Origin of the sequence: Falsiroseomonas sp. HC035 (assembly GCF_050563525.1) — a bacterium.
Taxonomy (GTDB): domain Bacteria; phylum Pseudomonadota; class Alphaproteobacteria; order Acetobacterales; family Acetobacteraceae; genus Falsiroseomonas.
In genome coordinates this window covers 140,122-158,644 of the sequence record NZ_JBNXUN010000010.1, presented here as the reverse complement: position 1 = coordinate 158,644, position 18,523 = coordinate 140,122, and the positions used below count along the sequence as shown (strand labels likewise).

Sequence of the window (18,523 nt, the reverse complement as noted above, 5' to 3'; positions counted from 1 at the left end):
TCCACAGCTGGGCGGGGGCGGAAGGAGGAGCAGGCTCCCCGATTCGCATGCAAACACCAATGCTATCCCGTGGGGTCTCCCGACGCCCGCCGAGTTACCCACAGTGCCGCCGATTCGCCCCGTGGGGTCTCCTGACAGCATTTGTGGGGTCAGGTGACGCGAATCGGGGTTACCCCGTGGGGTCTCCCGACGACTCTACTAGTAAGAATCTAATACCCTTCAAATAGCTTCGTCGGTTAACCCCACACTTGACCTCCACAGTCCAAATCCTTCAACTTGCTCGAAAGGCGCATGACAGGAAGAGGCCATGGGGGAGCTGCACCGGCTGGTCCTGCTGCACGGAAAAGAAAAAGCTCGGGAGATGGTCCCGGCCAAGCAGCGCACACTTGTCGACATCGCTGCCGAGGTACTCTGCGACGATGCGCAGCGGCTCGGCATCACCTATTCCGGCTTCTGCCTGACCGGCTTCCCGCACAAGAAGCTCGACGATGACGAGGTTTGGGAAAAGCGCGGGCACAACGTCACCCTGCTCGTGGAACCAGGCCGGCTGCTGATGGGTCCTGGGCCTGCAACGCTGCTTGGCGTCCCCTATGGCGCCCGCGCGCGGATGATCCTGATCTACCTGCAGACGCAGGCCGTCCGAACGGGCAGCCGGGAAGTCAGGCTCGGTGGCTCCATGCGTGACTGGATGGGGCGCATGGGCATGTCGGTCGGCGGCGAATCCGTCCGTGCGCTGCGCGACCAGGCGCGCCGCATCAGCGCCTGCTCGATTAAGTTCTTTTGGACGACGGCAGACGCACAGGGCCGCGCCCAGGATGGCTTCGAGCGGGGCGCAATCGTTCGCAGCGGCCTCTTCTTCCGCGAGGCCGAGGCAAATGGTCAGGCCAGCCTGTTCGACGATGTCGTGACGCTTGACGAGACTTTCTACAAGGCGCTCCGAGACCACCCCGTACCGCTCCTGGAGAGCGCGATCCGGCGCCTGAAGGACCGGTCCATGGCGCTCGACATCTACATCTGGCTTGCATACCGGCTGCACGCACTCGACCGCGTCACGCCCGTCGGTTGGACCTCCTTGCATGCGCAGTTTGGAGGAGGCTTCAAGCATGTGCGGCAGTTCCGTCCGCAGTTTCTGGACGCCCTCTCTGCTGCGACAGCGGCATATCCCGAGGCAAACATAAGTCTTTCCGAAACGGGCCTGGTACTCGCTCCGTCAAGCCCGCCGATCCGGAAGATCGCCTAGCGTCACAAGACCCCACACCCGAAAGGGGCTTGAACCAGTCGGTCAACTGGTTCTATCTCTCATTTATGTCCATCACCCATCCTGCCGCGACCGTTGTTGGCGCGCACGACGCTAAGACCCGGCTCGCAGAGCTGCTCGACCGCGTCGAGCGCGGCGAGGAGGTGGTCATCACCCGGCACGGGCGTCCGGTTGCAAAGCTCAGCCGCACCGGCCCGGGCCACAATGTCGCCGCAGCCCGCGCCGCCGCCGCCGCCCTCATGAAGCTTCGTGAGGAGATCGCCAAGGAGGCCGTAAGCCCCTTCTCCCTTTCCGAGATCCTCGCGCTTCGCGACGAAGGCCGGCGGTACTGACCCGGTGCCCGGCTTCGTGCTCGATGCCTCAGTGACCCTCGCATGGGCGCTAGCCGGTGAGGTGCGTGCCGAGGACGCCCGTGCACTGGTGAACCGCGTGGCTGAAGAGGCTGCCGTTGTGCCAGCACTGTGGCGGCTGGAGGTCGGCAACGGCCTGCTAATGGGCGAGCGGCGCGGCCGCATCCGGGCGGAACGGGTGGATGCGGTCTGGCGCCAGCTTGGCGAGTTGCCGATCGAGATCGACGCCGAGACCAATGCGCGCGCTTGGAACGGCACTGCCGCTCTCGCCCGCCGGCACGGTCTCACTCTCTACGATGCGGCCTACCTGGAGCTTGCCGCCCGCCGCAGCCTGCCGCTGGCGACCTTTGACGGTCAACTCGCCCGCGCCGCCGCGGCCGAGAAGGTGCCGCTCGCGATGGATGCCACGCCATGAAGACCCTCGTCGTGATGAACGAGAAGGGCGGCGTCGGAAAGACGAACATCGTTGCTCACGCCGCTTGGTACTTCGCCGAGCGCTACCGCACCCTCGTCATTGACCTCGATCAACAGGCCAATCTCTCCTACACGCTCCAGGCCTATGCCTGCCCCGTGGAGAGCGTGCAGCTCTTCGGCGAGCCGACCGCTGTCCGGCCACGCGACGGGGAGGGCGCTACCCTTACCCGCTCGACACGGGCGTTGATGGAGGTGGAGCGGGCTCCGGAATCCGTCGTCGGGATGTTCCGCGACAGCATCCGCGCCAACGATGACGCCTACGACATCTGCGTCATCGACACGCCCCCTGCCCTCGGCATGCGGACCTTCGCCGGACTGCTGGCGGCCGACGCAGTGCTCGCGCCAATCGGTGTCAACGACTACAGCCTCGCGGGCATCACCGAACTCATGCGCGCCATCAAAGGCGTAGCGACGCACTACAAGCGAGATGAACCAAACTTCCTCGGCCTCCTCCCCTCCCTTTTCGACCGTAAGAGCAAGCGCGAGCGTGAACTGTTCGAACAGCTCGCCGGCCAGCTCGGCAAGGTCCTGTTCCCCGGCATAGTCGCCAAGCGCGACGCCTACGCGAAGGCCGGCAGTGAGGGCATCCCGGTCTGGCGCATGAAGGGCCAGGCTGGGCGCGAGGCCGCCGAGGAGATCCGCGCCATCTTCTCCCACATCGAGACCAGCATGGAGCTGACCCATGGCTAAGGCGGCTTTCGGCGGCGGCATGCTGACCTCGCTCCGTGCCTCTCTCGGCGACGACACCGGCGCCGCGATGAAGCTGCGGCTCGACCAGGTGGAGGAAGATCCGGACCAGCCGCGGCAGGCCTTCGACCCCGAGGCGCTTGAGCAGCTCGCCGCCTCCATCCGCATGGTAGGCGTCCTGCAGCCGATCGCCGTGCGCCCCCTGGCCGGCGACCGCTACCGCCTAGTCTACGGCGCGCGGCGGTTGCGTGCGGCGCGGCTGGCCGAACGCAGCCACATCCCTGCCTACGTGGTGGAGGACGAGCAGGCCGGGCTGACGGCGCAGGTCATTGAGAACCAGCTCCGGGCCGGACTCAACAACAGCGACCTCGCCGAGGCGATCCGGCGCCTGTCCGAGGGCGGGATGAAGGTGAAGGAGATCGCCGTCGTCACCGGCTTGCCGGACTGGCGCCTGCGCCACTTCCGCGCCGTGCCGACCTTGCCGCCCTTCCTGCTCGCGCGCCTGGACCAAGCCGATATGCGGGCGCTCTACGAACTCCAGGGCGCGTGGGAGAAGGCAAAGGAGCCGGCGCGGGAGGCGCTGGAGGCTGCGGTCGGGCAGCTGCCGGATGGCGAGACGCTAACGGTGACGGAGGCGCGGCGGATCATCGGCGCCGTGACCGGAAAGCCGACGCACAGCATTGCCCTGGAGAGACCCCAGGAAGCTCCGGCGGGTGCCCCTGCCCTGCCCGTCGTTGGAGATCCCGCGAGGCCGGAGCCCCCGCCCATCAGCCCATCGGCCGACAAGTCGGGCGATCCGCCCGCTCCGCCCCCCAAGCCCTCGGCAACGCCACAGGCTCCCAAGCCTGGCAAGCGGCCGGAAGTCGTCGTCGCGATGGCCGACGGTAAGCGCGGCATCCTCGTGCTCGACAGGAAGCCCGCTGGCAGCGGCCTCGCTTTGGTGGAAGTCGAAGGCGAGGTGGTCGAGCTGCCCTGCGGCGACCTGCGCCTCGTCGAGGTGCGGTAGCTCCCTTTTCCCGGCGCCTCCGGCGCCGTTCGCAGGGGAACCACGGGGCGCCGCCCCAAGGTCCCCCAGGCACGCGCCCTACGGCACGTCAGACCCGCTCCGGACCGCATGGCGAAGCCGCCACGCGCCCGTCGCAGGCCGGCCGCGCCCTGCCGCATGCCACCCCTCCTTCCCCGGTCTCGCCGACGGGCAAGGAAGCAGCGGGGCTGCTTCCCGCTGCGAAGAAGGAGAGCATCAGATGGCGAACACCAACCCGGCCGCGGCGACGGTCAACCTGCCCCTCAACCGGCTCCACCCCTCCCCGGACAACGTCCGGCGCAGCGGGGGCGAGGAGGGCATGCGGGAGTTGAAGGCCTCCATCCTGGCCCATGGGCTGCTTCAGAACCTCAACGTGCGGCGCGAAGTGGGGTCACGCGGCGGGCCGACGGGGCGCTACTTCGTGGTCGCCGGCGGGCGGCGGCTCGCGGCGCTGCATAGCCTGGCCGAGGCCGGCAAGATCGGGCGCACGGCGCGCATACCCTGCCGGATCGTGGAGGATGCGGAGGCGACGGAGGCGAGCCTTGCGGAGAACGTGGTGCGCGTGGCGATGCACCCGGCTGACCAGTTTGAGGCCTTCTCCCGGTTGGCGCAGGAGGGCCGCAGCGTGGAGCGGATCGCCGAGCGCTTCGGCGTGACGACGCTGACCGTGCGGCAGCGGTTGAAGCTCGCCGCCGTGTCCCCTGCCCTTCTGGACCGCTACCGCGAAGGCGGGATGGGCCTGGACACCCTCACCGCCTTCGCCGTGACCGACGACCACGCGGCGCAGGAACGGGCGTGGCACCAGGTGGAGCACCAGGGTGCGCATCCCCACACGGTGCGGCGGCTGCTAACCGAGGGCCGGGTGCCGGCGGACGACCGGCGCGTCGCCTTCGTTGGACTGACCGCCTACGAGGAAGCAGGCGGGAGTACCGAGACGGACCTCTTCGCGGAGGACGGCGCGGCTTGGCTGACCGATCCCGCGCTGCTGGACCGGCTCACCGTGGAGAAGATGGCGGCGGAGGCGGAGCGTCTCCGCGCGGCCGAGGGATGGAAGTGGGCCGAGACGCACATGGCCTTCCCGCATGACCGCGCGTGGCGGATGGCGCGGGCGCGTCCGGAGACGGTGCCCCTCTCTGCCAAGGACGAGGCTCGGCGTAACGCGCTGGCCGAAGAGCACGACGAGCTCGCCGACGCGCTGAACGCGGGTGACGAGGACGAGGCGACGCAGGCCCGCTACGACACGGTCGCCGAGGAACTCGAAAGCCTTGAGGCGCGGGAGCGGCGCTTCCTGCCCAAGGATTTGGCCCGCGCCGGCATCATCGTCGCGCTGGACGGCGCCGGCGGTCTGCGGGTGGAGCGGGGCTTCGTTCGGGCCGAGGACGTGCCCGCGCCGGAGCCGTCGAACGACGACGCGGAGGAGGCCGACCGCGACGAGGGCGAGGTGCGGGAGGAGGAAGCCGAGGAGCCAAGCGCGAAGCCGGCTCCCCTGCCCTCCGCCCTGCATGCCGAGTTGCTGGCGCAGCGCACGGCGGCGCTCCGGGCGTCGTTGGCCCGGCAGCCCGACCTGGCGCTCCGCGCGCTGACGCATGCGCTGGCCTCCAAGGCGTTCCACGGTGAGAGCTACGGCAGCCCGATCGGGGTCACGACGCACGGCCCCGACCTGAGGCAGGCCTGCCCGGGCATCCACCACACCAGGGCAGGCGAGCGTCTCGCGGATGACCGCGCCGCCTGGACAGAGCGGCTTCCGAAGGACCGAGACGACCTCTGGACCTGGATCGCCGCGCAGGACACGGCGACCGTGACGGCGCTGCTTGCCTACTGCGTCGCGACGGCCGCCGACGCCGGGCATGCTGAATGGGGCGGCGGTCAGCCGGGGTCGCATGCCGCACTGGCGAGCGCGGTAGGGCTGGACATGCGCGCGTGGTGGCAGGCGGACCGGGAGAGCTACCTCGGGCGGGTGCCCAAGGCCGTGATCCTCGCCGCCGTGCGGGAGGGTGCCGGCGACGATGTGGCGCGGCGGATCGGCGGTGCGAAGAAGGAAGCCATGGCCGAGGCCGCCGCAGCGCTGCTGGACGGCAAGGGATGGCTGCCCGCCATCCTGCGCAGCCCGACCAGCCAGGTCGCCGTTGTTATCCCCGACGAGGCCATGCCGGTGCACATGGCCGCTGAATAGGGGGCAATTGGGGAGGCGCGCTGTGCGTGCCTCCCCACGCAGACGGCGAGGGCAGCATGGCCGGATACGACGATGAGATCAGTGCACTTCGGGCGGGGGTGGATTGCAGGACGGTGCTCGAACGGGCCGGGTGGCAGTTCGACAAGGCGGAGAGCACGCGCCGGGCGATGAAGTACCGGCTCGGTGCTGGGCGCATCGTGATTGTGACCCATGAGGGCAGGGGGTGGTTTGACCCCCTCGGCAGCGGGCGCGGCGACGTGCTGGCCCTGGCGCAGCACGTGTGGGGCGGCAGCCTCGGTCACGCGCGGCAGCGGCTTCGGCCGTTAGCCGGCATCGCGCCGAGCCTGCGGCCGGCCGAGATGGCGCCGGAGCGGCCGGATTTCGACCCGGACGCCTGGCACAAGGCGCCGCCGCCCCGGCCCGGCTCGGCAGGGTGGCGCTACCTGACCGGTGAGCGGGGGCTGCCCGCCTCGACAGTCTCCCGCGCCGTGGCCGAGGGCTGCCTGCGTGAAGGCATCCTCGGCACAGGCTGGGGCGCCCATGCCGACGCGGAAGGCCGGATCGTCGGGTGGGAGATGCGAGGCCCGCGCTACAAGGGATACGTGGCCGGCGGGACCAAGGCGCTCTTCGGAGCCGGCGCCGAGCGACCGCAGCGGCTCGCGGTGTGCGAGGGCATGATCGACGCCCTGAGCCTCGCCAGCCTGGAGGAATGGCGGGACGACACGCTCTACGTCTCGACAGGGGGTGGCTGGCGGGATGCCGCGGTCGACGCCCTGCGAACCCGGCTGGTGCCGGGGAGCCTGCTGGTGGCTGCGACGGATCGCGGCACGGGGGGTGAGCGCCTGGCGGAGCGGCTCGCCGAGGTCGCGGCCAGGTGCGGAGTGGCGTTCGGGCGACTGCTTCCCGCCGCCAAGGACTGGAACGACGACCTGCGGGCGGGCACCGCGTAGGGGTGCCGGTCGCAGGGACCGCACACCGTGTGCGGTCGGATGGATCGCTGATAGGAAGGGAGCAGGCTACGGGGCACTTCCTCCCTCATGCCCAATTTCCATCGCACACGGTGTGCGGTCGGAGGAAGGAAGACTGTTCAAGTCGGTCTAGGGCCGGATATGCTTGTTGTAGGTATTCTAAGAGACAGGCATGCCCGTTCCCGTCGGCAAGACGCTCCTCAACGCCTATGTGGACCGCGATCTCGCCGATCGCTTCAAGGCCTGGGCCAGGCCGCAGGGCGGCGTATCCGCCGCGCTACGTTGCGTGATCCAGGGCGCCGTCGCAGAACATGAGCCCGAGCCGCCGCCTGGCGCCGCAGGCTTCCACGTTACGGTGCGGCTGCGCGAGCGGGAGCGCGAGCTGCTGCTCGCTGCCGCGCAGGTGCGGGGCATGCCGGTGGCTGCCTACCTGCGCTCCCTTGCGGTCGTCCACCTAGCTGGGCGCCCGCAGTGGAGTCCGGTGGAGGTGGAGGCGCTGCGCGAGCTGGGCAGCGAGGTCCGCCGCATCGGCAACAACGTCAACCAGATCGCACGGGCGCTGAATGTCGCCGTCCACAAAGGTGAGTATCCGGCCGGGCAGGGATCAGAAGCGAAGGAGGCGGCGCGGCTCGTCCGTGCGGAGCTGCGCCGGCTGCTGGCGATCTACACCGGCAATCTTGAACGCTGGGGGCAGGCTGCAAAGGATGCTGAGCAAGTCCCGCGCGGGCTACTTTCCAAAGCGGAGGCCGAAGAGCGCGAGGGACGGGAGCGGGCGAAACGCCGACCGAAGCTGAGAAGGCCCTCACCCTTTAAGGGCTGACAATCTTCGTGACGCTTGAATGCGCAATGGATCGGCGTAGTATTACGGGAGCGGAGTGTCTCCCGTGCCGTCCACAATGGCGAAGCCTTCGGGGCAAGTACGATTTTTTGACGCGGCAACCTTTCTGATCGCGCCGAACGGTAGAGTGGACCTGCCTTCCAAGGCGCATCGGAAGGTGTGTGATGAGAATTTTCCTGCCCAACTCCACGCGGCCCAAGAAGGCCGCGAAACACTTGTCGCGTCTGCTTGGCGTTACCCTGTCACAGTCTCAGATGGGTGTGGTGCGCGCCTGCGGTTACCGAGACTGGCACGAACTTGAGAGCGGACTTGCGGGTTCGCAGCTCAGTCCGCTGGACCAGGAACTGGCGGACTACGACTTCGTCCAGCGACACGCGCAGCTCAGTCTCGAGCTTGCCGCAGCACTCGGGATATCGGACGGCGATGCACAGTATGCCCTGTCAGGGGCAAGGCTGACAGGCGATCGTCCGCCAAGCTTGGCAGACCAGATCGCCATCCGGCTGGCCTGCTTCCGGGCTACGTCTATGCCAGTTGCGGCGTCTCGGACGCCTGGTGCAGTTGGTCGGCTCAAGTCGCCGGGGCTCGACGGGATGGTGGTCATCCTGCGGGAGTTCGGCAGAGGGGCGCTAGTGATGTCACACGGCAGCGCCCGCATGTTGGTCGCCGACTTCGAGTATGTCAGCCCGAAAGTCGCGCTCCCTTTATTCCTGCCTATGCGGCTTTACATGCCATACGGCTTCTGGACGGAAGCCGACGGGTCGCAGGTGATATTCTCGCGTGACTACAAGCCCATGTGGCGGATCCATCCGGATCGGCCGGTCGAGCGGGTGGAACCGTGGCTCTGGATTCAGCAGGTCAGACAAACCTACCTCTGGAGCGAGGGTGAAGAGCCGTGGGACGATCCTGACTTGGCCGCAAGGCTGCAAGACTGGCTTGCTGAACGTGGTATTCGGGCGCTGCCCGTCCTGGCGGACGCTTTACCCGCACTGGTGCATGAGCAGGATGCCTCGATGAGTGACGCTGCGCGCCTCCTGAAGGAGGCGCGCCGCCCGGCAGTTTCGCCCGCCTTGGCCTAATGGAACCGCAAACCTTGCCCGTGGCGTATGGCTTCTAGGTCGCCGTTCGTCACGAGTAAGGCTGACGGATGGTTCTTCCAGCTGCCAACGACAAGAAGGATCGCACACGGTGTGCGGTCCTTACCGCCTTCGTTGTGGAGGTTGGGGTTTCAGAAAAGCCGTCGGCTGCTTGCTTTGCTCACGTATCGGAGCCTCAGGTTCTACCGGGCGCAGCAGCGCCGAGGCGGCTGTGTCGCGGTTGCGCCGCAGCTCCGCGGCGAGGACTTGCCGCCGGTTCAGTGGCACCGGCATGTCCGCGATGAATGCACGCACGTCGGCCGCGAGGCGCCGGTCGTCCTCGTTGCCCGCATCCAGAATTTCCGCGTGCGTCAGGTAGGCGGTCCGGATAGATGCCTGCCGCGCCTGGATCGCCCTCTCCCACCCCTGCGGCTCGTGCTGCGGCCCTGCCGCGTCGCCGGCAGCCTTGCGCCGCTCCTCGCGGACGGCGCGCGGCTCAAGGCCGCGCAACCGCACCTCCCGCACCACGGTCCGCTCCGCCTTTGCCACCAAGCCCCGGGCGTGCCGGGGCGTGGCCTCCGCCTCCACGCCGAGCCGCCGAAGTTCGGCGGCGAATCGCTCCCGCCATGCCTGAAGGTCGGCCGGGCCGGCGACCAGGCGCCGGCCGTCGCTGCCCACGGCCCGGACGGTGACGTGCACGTGCGGGTGGTCCCGGTCGTCGTGTCGGACCATCAGCCAATCGTGGCGGTCACCGAAAGTCTCCCGCGCCCAAACGCGGGCTGCGTCCTGCACGCGGTCGGGCGGCGCGCCGGCGGGCATGGACAAGATGATGCCGACTGACTGCGCCTTCTCTGGCCCGACGCGCACGCCGCGGTCGCGCTCCATCAGCGCGTTCGCCATGAGCCAGTCGTCGTGCAATTCCCGCAGGGCGGCGCGGTTTGGGACCTGCTGGCCGTCCTGCGTCTCGGCCTCAAGGCGGCCGTTGCGGGTCAGGTAGTCGAGGTGGGACTTCAGGTGGACGATGCCGCGCGAGCGGCCGGTGATCTTCACCATGACCTCGGGCGCGCGGCGCACGATGCGCGCCAGCCGCGCCTTGGTCTCAGGCGAGAGGGAAGGGCGGTGGCCGGGGGCGAGGAGCGTGTCCGTGCCGCGCCGGGTCTCCGGCAGGCGCCAGGGTTCCTCGTCGTCGCGCGGCATGGTCAGCGCCGCCGCGCGAGGCGCTGCTCGGGCTGTTCGGGCGGCGGTTGCGCGGTCGCAGGCGAAACGGGCACGGGCGCCGGCTGGCGGGGCTCGACGAGCCTGACTGCGGTCGTCGCGCCACGCTGCCTCGGCGTCAGGGAGACCGGCCCGTCCCGGCCTTCCTTCCGGGCCAGCTCGGCGACGGCGAAGGCCTTCAGCTCCGTCTTCGCCTCATTCGTCAGCTTGCGCATGGAGGCGTCGATCTTCGCCTCAATGGCGCGGAGGACGAGCTGCCCGTCGGCCGAGAGGCCGGCTTCCGCCGTACGGCGGGGCTGCGACGGGGCGGCGGCGGCAGCCGCTGCGGGCGGCGCCGGGGCGAGCTGGACCGGTTGCTGCGCCGGCTGGCGCAGCGTGCGTCGGCGATCCGCCTCCTGCTGGTCGAGGTCGCTCACACGGTGACCCTGCGCGGGCAGGTCGCGCGCCGTTGCCTCAATCCACGCCTCGCGCCGGAAGGCCGCAGTTCCCTTGAGCGCGACCTCGCGCCAGCCGTGCGCCTCGGCGACGTCGAGCATGGCGCGGATGGTGTTCAGGTCCTCGCGCTTCGACGACACGCGGTCACCACCCGCGCGGAAGGCGAGGTTCTTGCCCTGGTAGTCGTCGAAGTAGCGACGCTCGGTGCCCTTGTCCTGCGTGTAGTAGCGGCGGCGGACGGCCTCCGGATCGGAGGGCCGCACCTCGCTCTCGGCGCGGCGCGGGGCGACGACGGGCGCCGCCTGCTCGATGACGTTGCTCGGCGTCAAGGCCTCGCGGGCACGCTGAAGCATGGCTACCTCCCTCTCTCCGGCTGCACAGGCAGAGCCGCGACGACGGCCTCGATCCAGGCCCGGCCCTGTGCGGCGTCCACGACGTCCCCGGGGTCGCTGACCGCACACCGTGTGCGGTCGGCAATCTCGGCTGCGATCTCCTGGCGGAGCCGCGCGACCTCCCGCGCGAGCTGGTCGCGGACGCGCCGCGGCACGAGGAAGGGGGGCTCGTCCGTCATCCGATCTTCCTCGCCCGCGGCCGCGGCTTCTGGCGCCCGCCCTCACCCTTGTCCTCGCCCTGCGCCTCGGTCGCCGCCGGCTTCCGCGTCGTCGGCACGGCCGCGATCAGGGCGGCGACAGCCGCCTTGCCGTCGTCGAGGCCCATCTCCGAGAGATCGACGGGCGCGCCGGCGACAGCGGCCCAAAGCGCGTCGGCCTGGTGGGGCTGCACCTCAGCCGGCGGCGCGGGCGCCGGGGCAGGAGCGGCGGGTCCAGCCGCCGGCTGCGCCGGCTCTGGCGGCAGCGTGGCCCCGCCGTCGTAGCGGACGTCGATGGCGATCGGCGGCACGACCGGCGCCGGCCGCAGGAGGCGCGTGAACCGCTTCTCCTCGTAGTGGCGGATGCGCGTCGCGCGCACCGGCCGCATGCCGGCCCGCAGGACGATCTCCTCGCGTGCGCCGAGGCGCGCGATTTCCTGCGGTAGCATGAGCGCGCGCCGCTGGGCCGAGGCGGATTGGCTCTGCCGGTCGCGCTTCCACCAGGCGCCGAAGCGCGGCCCGGAGCGGGTGAGGGATTCGACGGTGTCGTAGCCTAGCCGCTCCGACAGCTCCTTCATCAACGCCAGGTCCTTCGTGCCGAAGACGACCTCGGCGCCGCAGTTGTCGAGGACGGTCGCCGCGACGTCCGGGCCGTAGGTCGCGCGCATCTGCGCCTTGCTCTGGAGCACGAGCAGCATCCGCACGCCGTAGCCGGCAACGAAGGCGAAGGCGCTCGTCAGCGTCGGCATCGCACCGAGCAGCGGGAACTCGTCGAGCACCATGAGCACCTGGTGCCGCGCCGCCGGGTCGTGCTGCGGCAGCGTCTTCACCGTCACATCCACGACTTGCTGGAAGAACAGCGCGAGCAGCGGCCGCAGCCGGTCGATGTTGTCCGGCGTGACGCCGACGTAGATAGCGTGGAGGTTGTAGCGCAGCCGGCGGAGGTCGAAGTCGCTCTCGGCCGTCGCGGCGTCGATGCGCGGGTTGAACCATAGCACGAGCTTCGTCGTGACGGATTTGCGGATGCCGCTGACAGTGTCGGCCGAGCCGGCGAGATAATCGTTCAGCGCGCTGATGCAGGCGGCGGTGTAGGGCTTCCCGGCGAGGCGCCGCGCCTCGATCGTTCCCGTCAGGTAGCCCTGCAGGTCGCGGCGCGTGAACATGCGCAGCACCTCGCCGAGCGTGAGCGGCAGCTCCGGCGTCTCGGCGAGGAAGGCCGTGACGCCGATGAAGGCGGAGCGCGCGCTGTTCGTCCAGAATTCCTGGTCGCCGGTCGCCTCAGGGTAGAGCATCTGCGCGATGCGCTGGATGTCGTCGAAGGCGTCGATCGTGCCGCGGCGAACGTAGCTCAGCGGGTTGTAGCGGGCGGTGCGCCCCTCCGGGTCGAGCGGGTCGAAGAGGAAGACGCGCTGCCCGGCCTCGGCGCGGATACCGGCGCTCGCCCCCCAGTTCTCCTTCTTCACGTCGAGGACAACGAGGCTGCCGTCCCACAGCAGGCAGTTCGGAATGACGACGCCGACGCCCTTGCCGCTGCGCGTCGGCGCGTAGAGCGCGACGTGCTCTGGACCGCCGAAGGTCAGGTAGCGGCGCCCTGTGCGGCCCACATGGATGCTGTCGCTGGCGTCCCGGAACCGGTTCTCGCGGATCTCCGCTTCGCCCGCGTAGCCGGTCTCGCCGTGCAGCGGCCGGTCGCCAGCACGGAGGCGGCGGATCGCAAAGGCGGCGACGAGGGCGACCACGAGGGCCGTGGCGGCGCCGCCGGCGATGCGAAGCCAGGGACCGACAATCGGGTGGTTCGGGTAGTGGCGGAGGTATGTCCAGAACTGCGCGAAGGGCACGTCGCGCTGGGCGTCGAGCAGCCCCGTGCCGACCAGGAAGACGAGCGACGCCATGCTCGACCACAGCGCGACGAGCGCGCCGATCGCGGCCGTGACGGCGAGCGCCTTCGCCGCCACCGGCCAGGAACCGAAGGGCGTCACTGGGCGGCCAGGTGTGCGGGAGGGAGGGACCGGCGCTTCGCCGCCGGGTCGAACCAGACCTCGGTGATGCGGAAGCGGCCGGTGCTGCGGTCGCAGTGCGCAACCACGTCCACCAGCTGGCGCAGCAGCGTGCGCACGTCGGCGTCGGCGAGGTGCCGGCCCGCCGGGTGCTCCTTCACCATCAGAGCCATCGCGTCGAAGGCGCCGCGCGCGCCGTCGGCGTGAAGCGTGGTGATGGAGCCGGGATGGCCGGATGCGGCGCCGCGCAGCCAGGTGAAGGCCGAGCCGTCGCGCAGCTCCTGGAGCAGCACGCGGTCGGGACGCATGCGGAGCGAGGCCTCCAGCAGGTCGCCGGCGGCTACCTGCGCGAGGCCCTGCGCGCCCTTCGAGTAGAACAAATGGACGCGGTTGGCGTGCGGCACCTCCAGCTCGGGCGTGTCCTCGATCGTGACGACGCGCTCGTGCTCGGGGATGGTGCGGATCAGCGCCTTGGCGATGGTCGTCTTGCCGCTGCCCGTCGCGCCGCACAGCACGACGTTCTTCCGCGCCTCCACAGCCGCCGCCAGGAAGCCGCTCCAGTCGCGCGCGGCCAGCAGCGCGAGCAGCCTGGCATCGGCTTCCGGCAGCGCCCCGTCCGCCGCGCCCGTGCCCTGGAAGGTGCCGCCCTCGCGGAGCGAGTCCAGCGACGGCGCGTAGGTGCTCGGCTTGCGGACTGTCAGGCTCAGCGTGCCGGCCGCGACCGCCGGCGGGCGGACCACCTGCACGCGCTGCCCGTCGGGCAGCACGGTCGCGCAGAGCGGGCGCGACGGCCCAACATCCTGCGCCGTCATCGCGGCGGCGAGGGTGGCGATCGCGTCCAGCCGGGCGAAGTCGAGGACCGGAACCTCGTGCCGCTCCCAGGCGCCGCGGCGTTCGACGAAGACCTCGCCGGGCCGGTTCACGCAGACCTCGGTCGTGGCCGTATCGGACAGCCAGGCCGCGAGCGGTTCCAGCAGCATGCGCAGCGTGCGCTCGCCATTCCGGGTCATCGGGCTGCGGGTCCCGCCAGGCGCACGTCGTAGACCCCGGAAAAGTCCAGGTCCCGCGCGACGAAGATCGAGACCTCCTCACCCTGGTTCTTCCGAAGTACGGGCGGGATGTTGATCGTGTTGCGGATCGCCTCGGCCGCCGCGCCGCGCCCGGCCGTCGCGCCATAGCCGTAGTAGCGGGCCGCACCGCCGTCGCTGGCCTGGTCGCCCGCGAAGGCAGCGCCCGCGTCCACGAGGGAGAGGAGCAACGCACCGCCGAAGCGGTCCCAGAAGCGCGTGTCCACCTCCCCGCTGAAGCCAGATCGGCCGAGCGCGTCGGCCGCTGGGCTGGCCAGGTTCACCACCACGCCGTGCGGCGTTTCGGCCCGGGTCCACAGCACGAAGAGCCGGCGCTGTCCCTGGCGCATGCCGCCGCGGAACTCGCCGACGACGCGCGTGCCCTTCTCCAGCAGCACGACGGTGCCGGTGGAGCCGAGCACGTCGCGCGGCAGCACGCAGGTCGCGAAGCCGGGCAGGGTGCTGTCGAGCGCCGTCTCCAGCACGCAGGGGAGGACGGTGCCCTGCGTCACCAGCATTGGTCGGTTCCGCAGGACGTTGGCGCGCACGCCTTCGAGCCGCGTCGGCACGAGGCGGGCGGCGAGCTCGTTGTCATCCGCCTCACCCGAGGCGGTTCCGCGAGGCTCGGCCGAGACCGCCGCGGCCGGCGTGCTGCCCTGGCCGCCGAACGCCATCAGCGGCGCCCGGCGCGCCGCGGCGAGGGGATCCTGCGCCGGGCCGCCGGGGAGCTGGAGCGGCTGGGTGGGCAATGCCGGGGCAGGGACGGCGACCGGCAGGGCCACGGGCGTCGCCGGCAGGGGAGGGGGCGGCGGCGGAAGCCGTGCCGGCTCGAAGGCGCCGCGCTGGCCGACGCGGAGCGCGGCGGCGTCCTGCTCCGCGCGCGGGTCGACGCGCGTCGGTTCGGGGCGGAAGAGGATGAACAGCGACGCCAAGCCCCCGGCGAGTGCGACGAGCGCGATTCCCTGCGACCGGCTCAGGCGGCGTCGCTGCTCGCCGGCGACGGCGGAGACCGTGCGCTCGCCCGCCACGGCCTCGGTGTTTGTGTCACTCATCGCCGGGTGCTCCGGGGCGTGCGCACCTCGCGGGCGACCTCGGGCGTCACGGTGCCGGTGCCGGGGTTCTGCCCGAGGGGGTCGTAGCCGTGGTTGAAGACGCAGAGCACCTCGGCGCCGCGCCGGAGCCGGAACTGCGCCGCGGTCGCATGCACCAGCACCAGCTCGCCGCGCACGGTGCGCGGCGCGATCGCCTCGGAGCCGTCCGGCGCCACGGTGTAGATCGCCGGCACCTCGGCGTTGGCGGGGAAGCGGAAGGCGGTCAGGCGGCCGTTATCGCTGACCTCCGTCGCCTCGATCGCGGCCGAGCCCTGCGCCGAGTAGCGCCAGTTGCGCGGGCCGTAGAAGTGATCGACGTCGAGCCGGTCGCGGGCAAGCCGCTCGGTGGCGGCCGCACGGGCCTCGGCGGCCCGTGCCGCGGCGGCGCGCCGCTCGTCGTTGGGGTAGCGGAAGATGACCTTGAACATCGCCTCGCCCGCGTCGGCGGTGACAGCGCCGTCACGTGCCCGCAGCTCGAACTGGTAGCTGCGGCGCTCCCCGCCGCCGCGGCGCGTGACGACCTGCATGTTGGTGGGGCCGCGCAGCTCCGTGGGCTTGAGGAAGAGCAGGTTGGCGGCCGGCGCCACCTGCCAGGCGGCGGCATCGCCGACAGCGATGTGGGCGATCTCCTCCTCCGGCCCGAACACCACCTGCGTCGAGGCGAGCAGGGTGCCGACGACGCGCACGACGTTCATCTCGTCGTAGACGACGGTGCGTACGCGCGGATCGCGCGCGCCCGCCTGCGGCTCCTGGATCGCCGCGGCGGGCGTGGCGGAGAGGCCGGCCAGCAGGGCCACAGCGATTGCCATGCGCATCACGGCGCTTCCGGATCGACGCGGTAGTCGGTGACGAGGAAGCCGAGCGGGTTTTCCAGCCGGTCCTGGTTGCCGATGGCGTTGCGCGACCAGTCGAAGCCGAGCGTCGAAACCCAGTGCGACGTATCGACGGTGCGGCTCTCGCCTTGCCGCACCTCCCGCGTCCAGCGGACCTGCGCAAGCTTCGGGCCGATGAAGCTGATGGAGCGGATGGTCACGCGCGCCGTGCCGACACGGCCGAGCGTGACTTGCGGGCTTTCGGGATTCGAGCCGCGGAACCAGGCGGCGTAGCGCGCCTGCTCGGCGGCCGTGCTCAGCAGGGAAACGGCACGAAACTGGTATTCCGCCTCGGTGAAAGCGTAGCCCTCGCGGGCGCGGACATAGCGGGCGATGAAGTAGCGTCCGACGGCCTCGGTCTGCGTTTGCGGGCCGCCCTGGAGGTCGTGGACGGCGTCCACAATTCCGGTCGCAGCGTCCACCCTGAAGACGAGCGGCATTACGGTCTTGAGCGGCGTGAGCCCGGCGACGGCCACGCACGCCGCGAAGGCGACACCGGAGGCGACGGCCGCGACCGTCCAGGCGAGCCTGCGGGAGCGGCGCTCGTCGCGGAGGCGCTCGGCCTCGAAGCTCCGCACCTGCGCGAAATAGGCGGCGAGCAGCTCCGGGTCGGCGGGAACCGGGCGCGCGGTGAAGGCGGCCTCGGCCAGAGCCGCGCCGGAGGGCGGGATGGCGTTCACGACGCGGCACCCCGGCGCGTAGCCTCGGCTAGCAACGGCGGCGGGCAATTGCCGAGGGCGGCAATGCGCTGCGCGGCTGGCGCCGCCACAAGGTCATTCGGCGAGGCCTGCCAACGGTCCGGATTGAGCTGCCGCACCGCACCCGTGCAGCTTGGCGGCGCCCTGCCTGCGCAACCGGCGAGCGCCAGGAGCGCGAGCAGGGCGGCGGCCAAGTGATTCCGGTTATGTTCCTTTCGTCGGGCAGAGTCCGCTTGGCGCGCACGCATGGGGCGGTTCCTAAGGCAGGCGGGAAGGGGGTGTGGGCAGGCGCGAACTGACGCTGCCGCCGCTGCGGGTCAGGGCGCGGCGCGTGGTCGCGGCGGTCCAGGTGCCGGCCTGGGCGACGGCGGTCCCCCGGGCACGGGCATCGGGCAGGCTCCGCGCTGTCTGGATAGCATTGCCGAAGGTCAGGCGGGCGAGACTGCCGGTATGGAAGGAGAAGCCGCCAGCGAGGCCCGAGGCCAGCCCGGGGAGCTGCATCGCCAGCATCGCGCAGATGATGAACAGGACGCAGACCGCGAGGAGCATCTGCAGCCGCTGCGCCGGCGAGGAGACGCGACTGGTTGCCACGATCTGATCGACGAGGGCGCCTTCCGCCAGGATCATCAACTGGAGCAGCATGACCGCCAGCACGCCCAGGACGATGAACTGCACGACCTGCCCTAGCCAGCGCTCGAACAGGGCGCGCGTGGCGGGGAACAGGGCGAAGGCGATAAAGATCGGGCCGACCGCGATGACGAGGGCGAGCCCGATCCGCGAGGTGAGCCAGACGAGGTAGGAGAAGGAGATCGCGACGCCGGCGCAGACCCACATGAAGATCACGGCGAGCGAGGGGCCGATGTCGCTCCAGCCGAGCGTGCTCCAGACCGACATGCCGACGCCGAGCGCCTTGCGCCAGACCGTGTCGAAGGCTGCCGCGGACGGCAGCGATGCACCCGTGGTGGCCGTAATCTCGTTCGCCAGCTCGGTCGGCAGCGTCGTCAGGAAAAGGTCGCGGACCCAGGTGTTGTAGGTGCCCGCGTTCATGACGATCCACGCGACGACGCAGAGCCGCACGATGCGACCGAGGACTGCGGCAAAGGTCTCCTGCGACAGACCGCGCATCATCATGAAGCCGGTGAGCGCGACGTAGATGACGAGCGCCGTCGCCATTGGCCCAGCGAGCCACGCGACGAGCACGCCGATCAGCGCGTCCACCTGCGCCAGGAACGGCACCTCGATGAGGTTGTTCACCTGGCTGAAGATGTCGGTAATCACCTGAGCTGCACCTCGGGCGGGAGGCGGCCGGTCAGGCGGAGCTGGTCGTTGACGATCGACTGCCGTGCCGGCTCACACAGGCCGTATTGCCGCCTGGCCTCCGCGTTCATGTTGCGGCACGCGCCGAGTGCTGTGCGCCGCATGTCGGGGTGGTGCGAGAACCATTCCGGCGTATTCGGGCTGCCCCGGTAGGTACCCGTGAGGCGGTTGCCGGCATCGGCGAGGTCGGCCCGCTGGGCATTGATGCAGTCTGGGTGGTTCCGCAGCCGCCCCGGGTTGTTGCGGCACTGGTCGAGCACAGTCATCCGCACATAGGGATTCTGACCATACCAGTCGACGGTCCGCCCATCCCGCGCGTCGGACTGCGCCGCGGCAGCGCCCGCCAGCGCCGTGGTCAGGAGTAGGGAAGCCAGGAGGGTCCGCATTACCATATCTC

At 70.5% G+C, this 18,523-nt stretch carries 19 protein-coding genes; 9 read left to right on the top strand and 10 right to left on the bottom strand.

Annotated elements, in window-relative coordinates; all coding sequences use genetic code 11:
• Positions 1-307: 307 nt before the first annotated feature.
• The 9 genes from ACLF3G_RS20385 to ACLF3G_RS20345 all read left to right on the top strand — a co-directional run bounded on the left by ACLF3G_RS20385 (position 308) and on the right by ACLF3G_RS20345 (position 8,848).
• Positions 308-1,240, top strand: coding sequence for a replication protein RepA (locus ACLF3G_RS20385; RefSeq protein ID WP_430671244.1), 933 nt, complete (start codon positions 308-310; stop codon positions 1,238-1,240).
• A 29-nt stretch (positions 1,241-1,269) separates the two neighbouring features.
• Complete coding sequence (locus tag ACLF3G_RS20380) at positions 1,270-1,590, top strand: type II toxin-antitoxin system Phd/YefM family antitoxin (RefSeq protein WP_430671243.1); 321 nt, start codon at positions 1,270-1,272, stop codon at positions 1,588-1,590.
• Positions 1,591-1,594: 4 nt separating this feature from the next.
• A complete protein-coding gene (locus ACLF3G_RS20375; RefSeq protein ID WP_430671242.1) occupies positions 1,595-2,023 on the top strand; it encodes a type II toxin-antitoxin system VapC family toxin in 429 nt (142 codons plus the stop codon).
• Positions 2,020-2,772, top strand: coding sequence for a ParA family protein (locus ACLF3G_RS20370; protein ID WP_430671241.1), 753 nt, complete (start codon positions 2,020-2,022; stop codon positions 2,770-2,772). The genes ACLF3G_RS20375 and ACLF3G_RS20370 overlap by 4 nt, the downstream gene beginning before the upstream one ends.
• Positions 2,765-3,775 carry a ParB/RepB/Spo0J family partition protein gene (locus ACLF3G_RS20365; RefSeq protein ID WP_430671240.1) on the top strand — a complete coding sequence of 337 codons (1,011 nt, stop codon included), beginning with the start codon at positions 2,765-2,767 and terminating at the stop codon, positions 3,773-3,775. The genes ACLF3G_RS20370 and ACLF3G_RS20365 overlap by 8 nt, the downstream gene beginning before the upstream one ends.
• A gap of 238 nt (positions 3,776-4,013) precedes the next feature.
• The gene (locus tag ACLF3G_RS20360) at positions 4,014-5,966 is read left to right on the top strand and encodes a ParB/RepB/Spo0J family partition protein (RefSeq protein ID WP_430671239.1); all 1,953 of its coding nucleotides are present in this window, start codon (positions 4,014-4,016) and stop codon (positions 5,964-5,966) included.
• Between the two features lie 56 nt (positions 5,967-6,022).
• Positions 6,023-6,916 carry a DUF3991 domain-containing protein gene (locus ACLF3G_RS20355; protein ID WP_430671238.1) on the top strand — a complete coding sequence of 298 codons (894 nt, stop codon included), beginning with the start codon at positions 6,023-6,025 and terminating at the stop codon, positions 6,914-6,916.
• Between the two features lie 190 nt (positions 6,917-7,106).
• Positions 7,107-7,754 carry a MobC family plasmid mobilization relaxosome protein gene (locus ACLF3G_RS20350; RefSeq protein WP_430671237.1) on the top strand — a complete coding sequence of 216 codons (648 nt, stop codon included), beginning with the start codon at positions 7,107-7,109 and terminating at the stop codon, positions 7,752-7,754.
• Positions 7,755-7,936: 182 nt separating this feature from the next.
• Positions 7,937-8,848 carry a hypothetical protein gene (locus tag ACLF3G_RS20345; protein ID WP_430671236.1) on the top strand — a complete coding sequence of 304 codons (912 nt, stop codon included), beginning with the start codon at positions 7,937-7,939 and terminating at the stop codon, positions 8,846-8,848.
• 120 nt (positions 8,849-8,968) lie between these two features.
• On the opposite strand, the gene ACLF3G_RS20340 is transcribed toward ACLF3G_RS20345, so the two are convergent.
• The 10 genes from ACLF3G_RS20340 to ACLF3G_RS20295 form a co-directional block, all read right to left on the bottom strand.
• The gene (locus tag ACLF3G_RS20340) at positions 8,969-10,042 is read right to left on the bottom strand and encodes a relaxase/mobilization nuclease domain-containing protein (RefSeq protein WP_430671235.1); all 1,074 of its coding nucleotides are present in this window, start codon (positions 10,040-10,042) and stop codon (positions 8,969-8,971) included.
• Between the two features lie 2 nt (positions 10,043-10,044).
• Positions 10,045-10,848: an LPD7 domain-containing protein gene (locus tag ACLF3G_RS20335; RefSeq protein WP_430671234.1), complete on the bottom strand. Its 804-nt coding sequence runs from the start codon at positions 10,846-10,848 to the stop codon at positions 10,045-10,047.
• Between the two features lie 2 nt (positions 10,849-10,850).
• Positions 10,851-11,066 carry a hypothetical protein gene (locus tag ACLF3G_RS20330; protein WP_430671233.1) on the bottom strand — a complete coding sequence of 72 codons (216 nt, stop codon included), beginning with the start codon at positions 11,064-11,066 and terminating at the stop codon, positions 10,851-10,853.
• Positions 11,063-13,063 (bottom strand): type IV secretory system conjugative DNA transfer family protein, encoded by a 2,001-nt coding sequence (locus tag ACLF3G_RS20325; protein WP_430671232.1) that lies wholly within the window; start codon positions 13,061-13,063, stop codon positions 11,063-11,065. The genes ACLF3G_RS20330 and ACLF3G_RS20325 overlap by 4 nt, the downstream gene beginning before the upstream one ends.
• On the bottom strand, positions 13,060-14,091 hold the full coding sequence (gene virB11, locus ACLF3G_RS20320) for a P-type DNA transfer ATPase VirB11 (protein ID WP_430671231.1): 1,032 nt from the start codon (positions 14,089-14,091) through the stop codon (positions 13,060-13,062). The genes ACLF3G_RS20325 and virB11 overlap by 4 nt, the downstream gene beginning before the upstream one ends.
• Positions 14,088-15,200: a type IV secretion system protein VirB10 gene (gene virB10, locus ACLF3G_RS20315; protein WP_430671230.1), complete on the bottom strand. Its 1,113-nt coding sequence runs from the start codon at positions 15,198-15,200 to the stop codon at positions 14,088-14,090. The genes virB11 and virB10 overlap by 4 nt, the downstream gene beginning before the upstream one ends.
• Positions 15,197-16,054: a P-type conjugative transfer protein VirB9 gene (gene virB9 / locus ACLF3G_RS20310; protein ID WP_430671229.1), complete on the bottom strand. Its 858-nt coding sequence runs from the start codon at positions 16,052-16,054 to the stop codon at positions 15,197-15,199. The genes virB10 and virB9 overlap by 4 nt, the downstream gene beginning before the upstream one ends.
• The gene (locus ACLF3G_RS20305; protein ID WP_430671228.1) at positions 16,054-16,791 is read right to left on the bottom strand and encodes a virB8 family protein; all 738 of its coding nucleotides are present in this window, start codon (positions 16,789-16,791) and stop codon (positions 16,054-16,056) included. The genes virB9 and ACLF3G_RS20305 overlap by 1 nt, the downstream gene beginning before the upstream one ends.
• 276 nt (positions 16,792-17,067) lie before the next feature.
• Positions 17,068-18,087: a type IV secretion system protein gene (locus tag ACLF3G_RS20300; protein WP_430671227.1), complete on the bottom strand. Its 1,020-nt coding sequence runs from the start codon at positions 18,085-18,087 to the stop codon at positions 17,068-17,070.
• Entirely contained in the window at positions 18,084-18,512 is a 429-nt protein-coding gene (locus tag ACLF3G_RS20295) for an EexN family lipoprotein (protein WP_430671226.1), read from the bottom strand. Before ACLF3G_RS20295 ends, ACLF3G_RS20300 begins: the two co-directional genes overlap by 4 nt.
• Between the last annotated feature and the right edge of the window lie 11 nt (positions 18,513-18,523).

What these genes read in the sequence shown, in the direction of transcription:
- ACLF3G_RS20385 (WP_430671244.1), top strand. Translation starts at nt 308, where the DNA reads ATGGGGGAGCTGCACCGGCTGGTCCTGCTGCACGGAAAAGAAAAAGCT.
- ACLF3G_RS20370 (WP_430671241.1), top strand. Translation starts at nt 2,020, where the DNA reads ATGAAGACCCTCGTCGTGATGAACGAGAAGGGCGGCGTCGGAAAGACG.
- ACLF3G_RS20365 (WP_430671240.1), top strand. Translation starts at nt 2,765, where the DNA reads ATGGCTAAGGCGGCTTTCGGCGGCGGCATGCTGACCTCGCTCCGTGCC.
- ACLF3G_RS20360 (WP_430671239.1), top strand. Translation starts at nt 4,014, where the DNA reads ATGGCGAACACCAACCCGGCCGCGGCGACGGTCAACCTGCCCCTCAAC.
- ACLF3G_RS20355 (WP_430671238.1), top strand. Translation starts at nt 6,023, where the DNA reads ATGGCCGGATACGACGATGAGATCAGTGCACTTCGGGCGGGGGTGGAT.
- ACLF3G_RS20350 (WP_430671237.1), top strand. Translation starts at nt 7,107, where the DNA reads ATGCCCGTTCCCGTCGGCAAGACGCTCCTCAACGCCTATGTGGACCGC.
- ACLF3G_RS20345 (WP_430671236.1), top strand. Translation starts at nt 7,937, where the DNA reads ATGAGAATTTTCCTGCCCAACTCCACGCGGCCCAAGAAGGCCGCGAAA.
- ACLF3G_RS20340 (WP_430671235.1), bottom strand. Translation starts at nt 10,042, where the DNA reads ATGCCGCGCGACGACGAGGAACCCTGGCGCCTGCCGGAGACCCGGCGC.
- ACLF3G_RS20335 (WP_430671234.1), bottom strand. Translation starts at nt 10,848, where the DNA reads ATGCTTCAGCGTGCCCGCGAGGCCTTGACGCCGAGCAACGTCATCGAG.
- ACLF3G_RS20330 (WP_430671233.1), bottom strand. Translation starts at nt 11,066, where the DNA reads ATGACGGACGAGCCCCCCTTCCTCGTGCCGCGGCGCGTCCGCGACCAG.
- virB11 (WP_430671231.1), bottom strand. Translation starts at nt 14,091, where the DNA reads ATGACCCGGAATGGCGAGCGCACGCTGCGCATGCTGCTGGAACCGCTC.
- virB10 (WP_430671230.1), bottom strand. Translation starts at nt 15,200, where the DNA reads ATGAGTGACACAAACACCGAGGCCGTGGCGGGCGAGCGCACGGTCTCC.
- virB9 (WP_430671229.1), bottom strand. Translation starts at nt 16,054, where the DNA reads ATGCGCATGGCAATCGCTGTGGCCCTGCTGGCCGGCCTCTCCGCCACG.
- ACLF3G_RS20295 (WP_430671226.1), bottom strand. Translation starts at nt 18,512, where the DNA reads ATGCGGACCCTCCTGGCTTCCCTACTCCTGACCACGGCGCTGGCGGGC.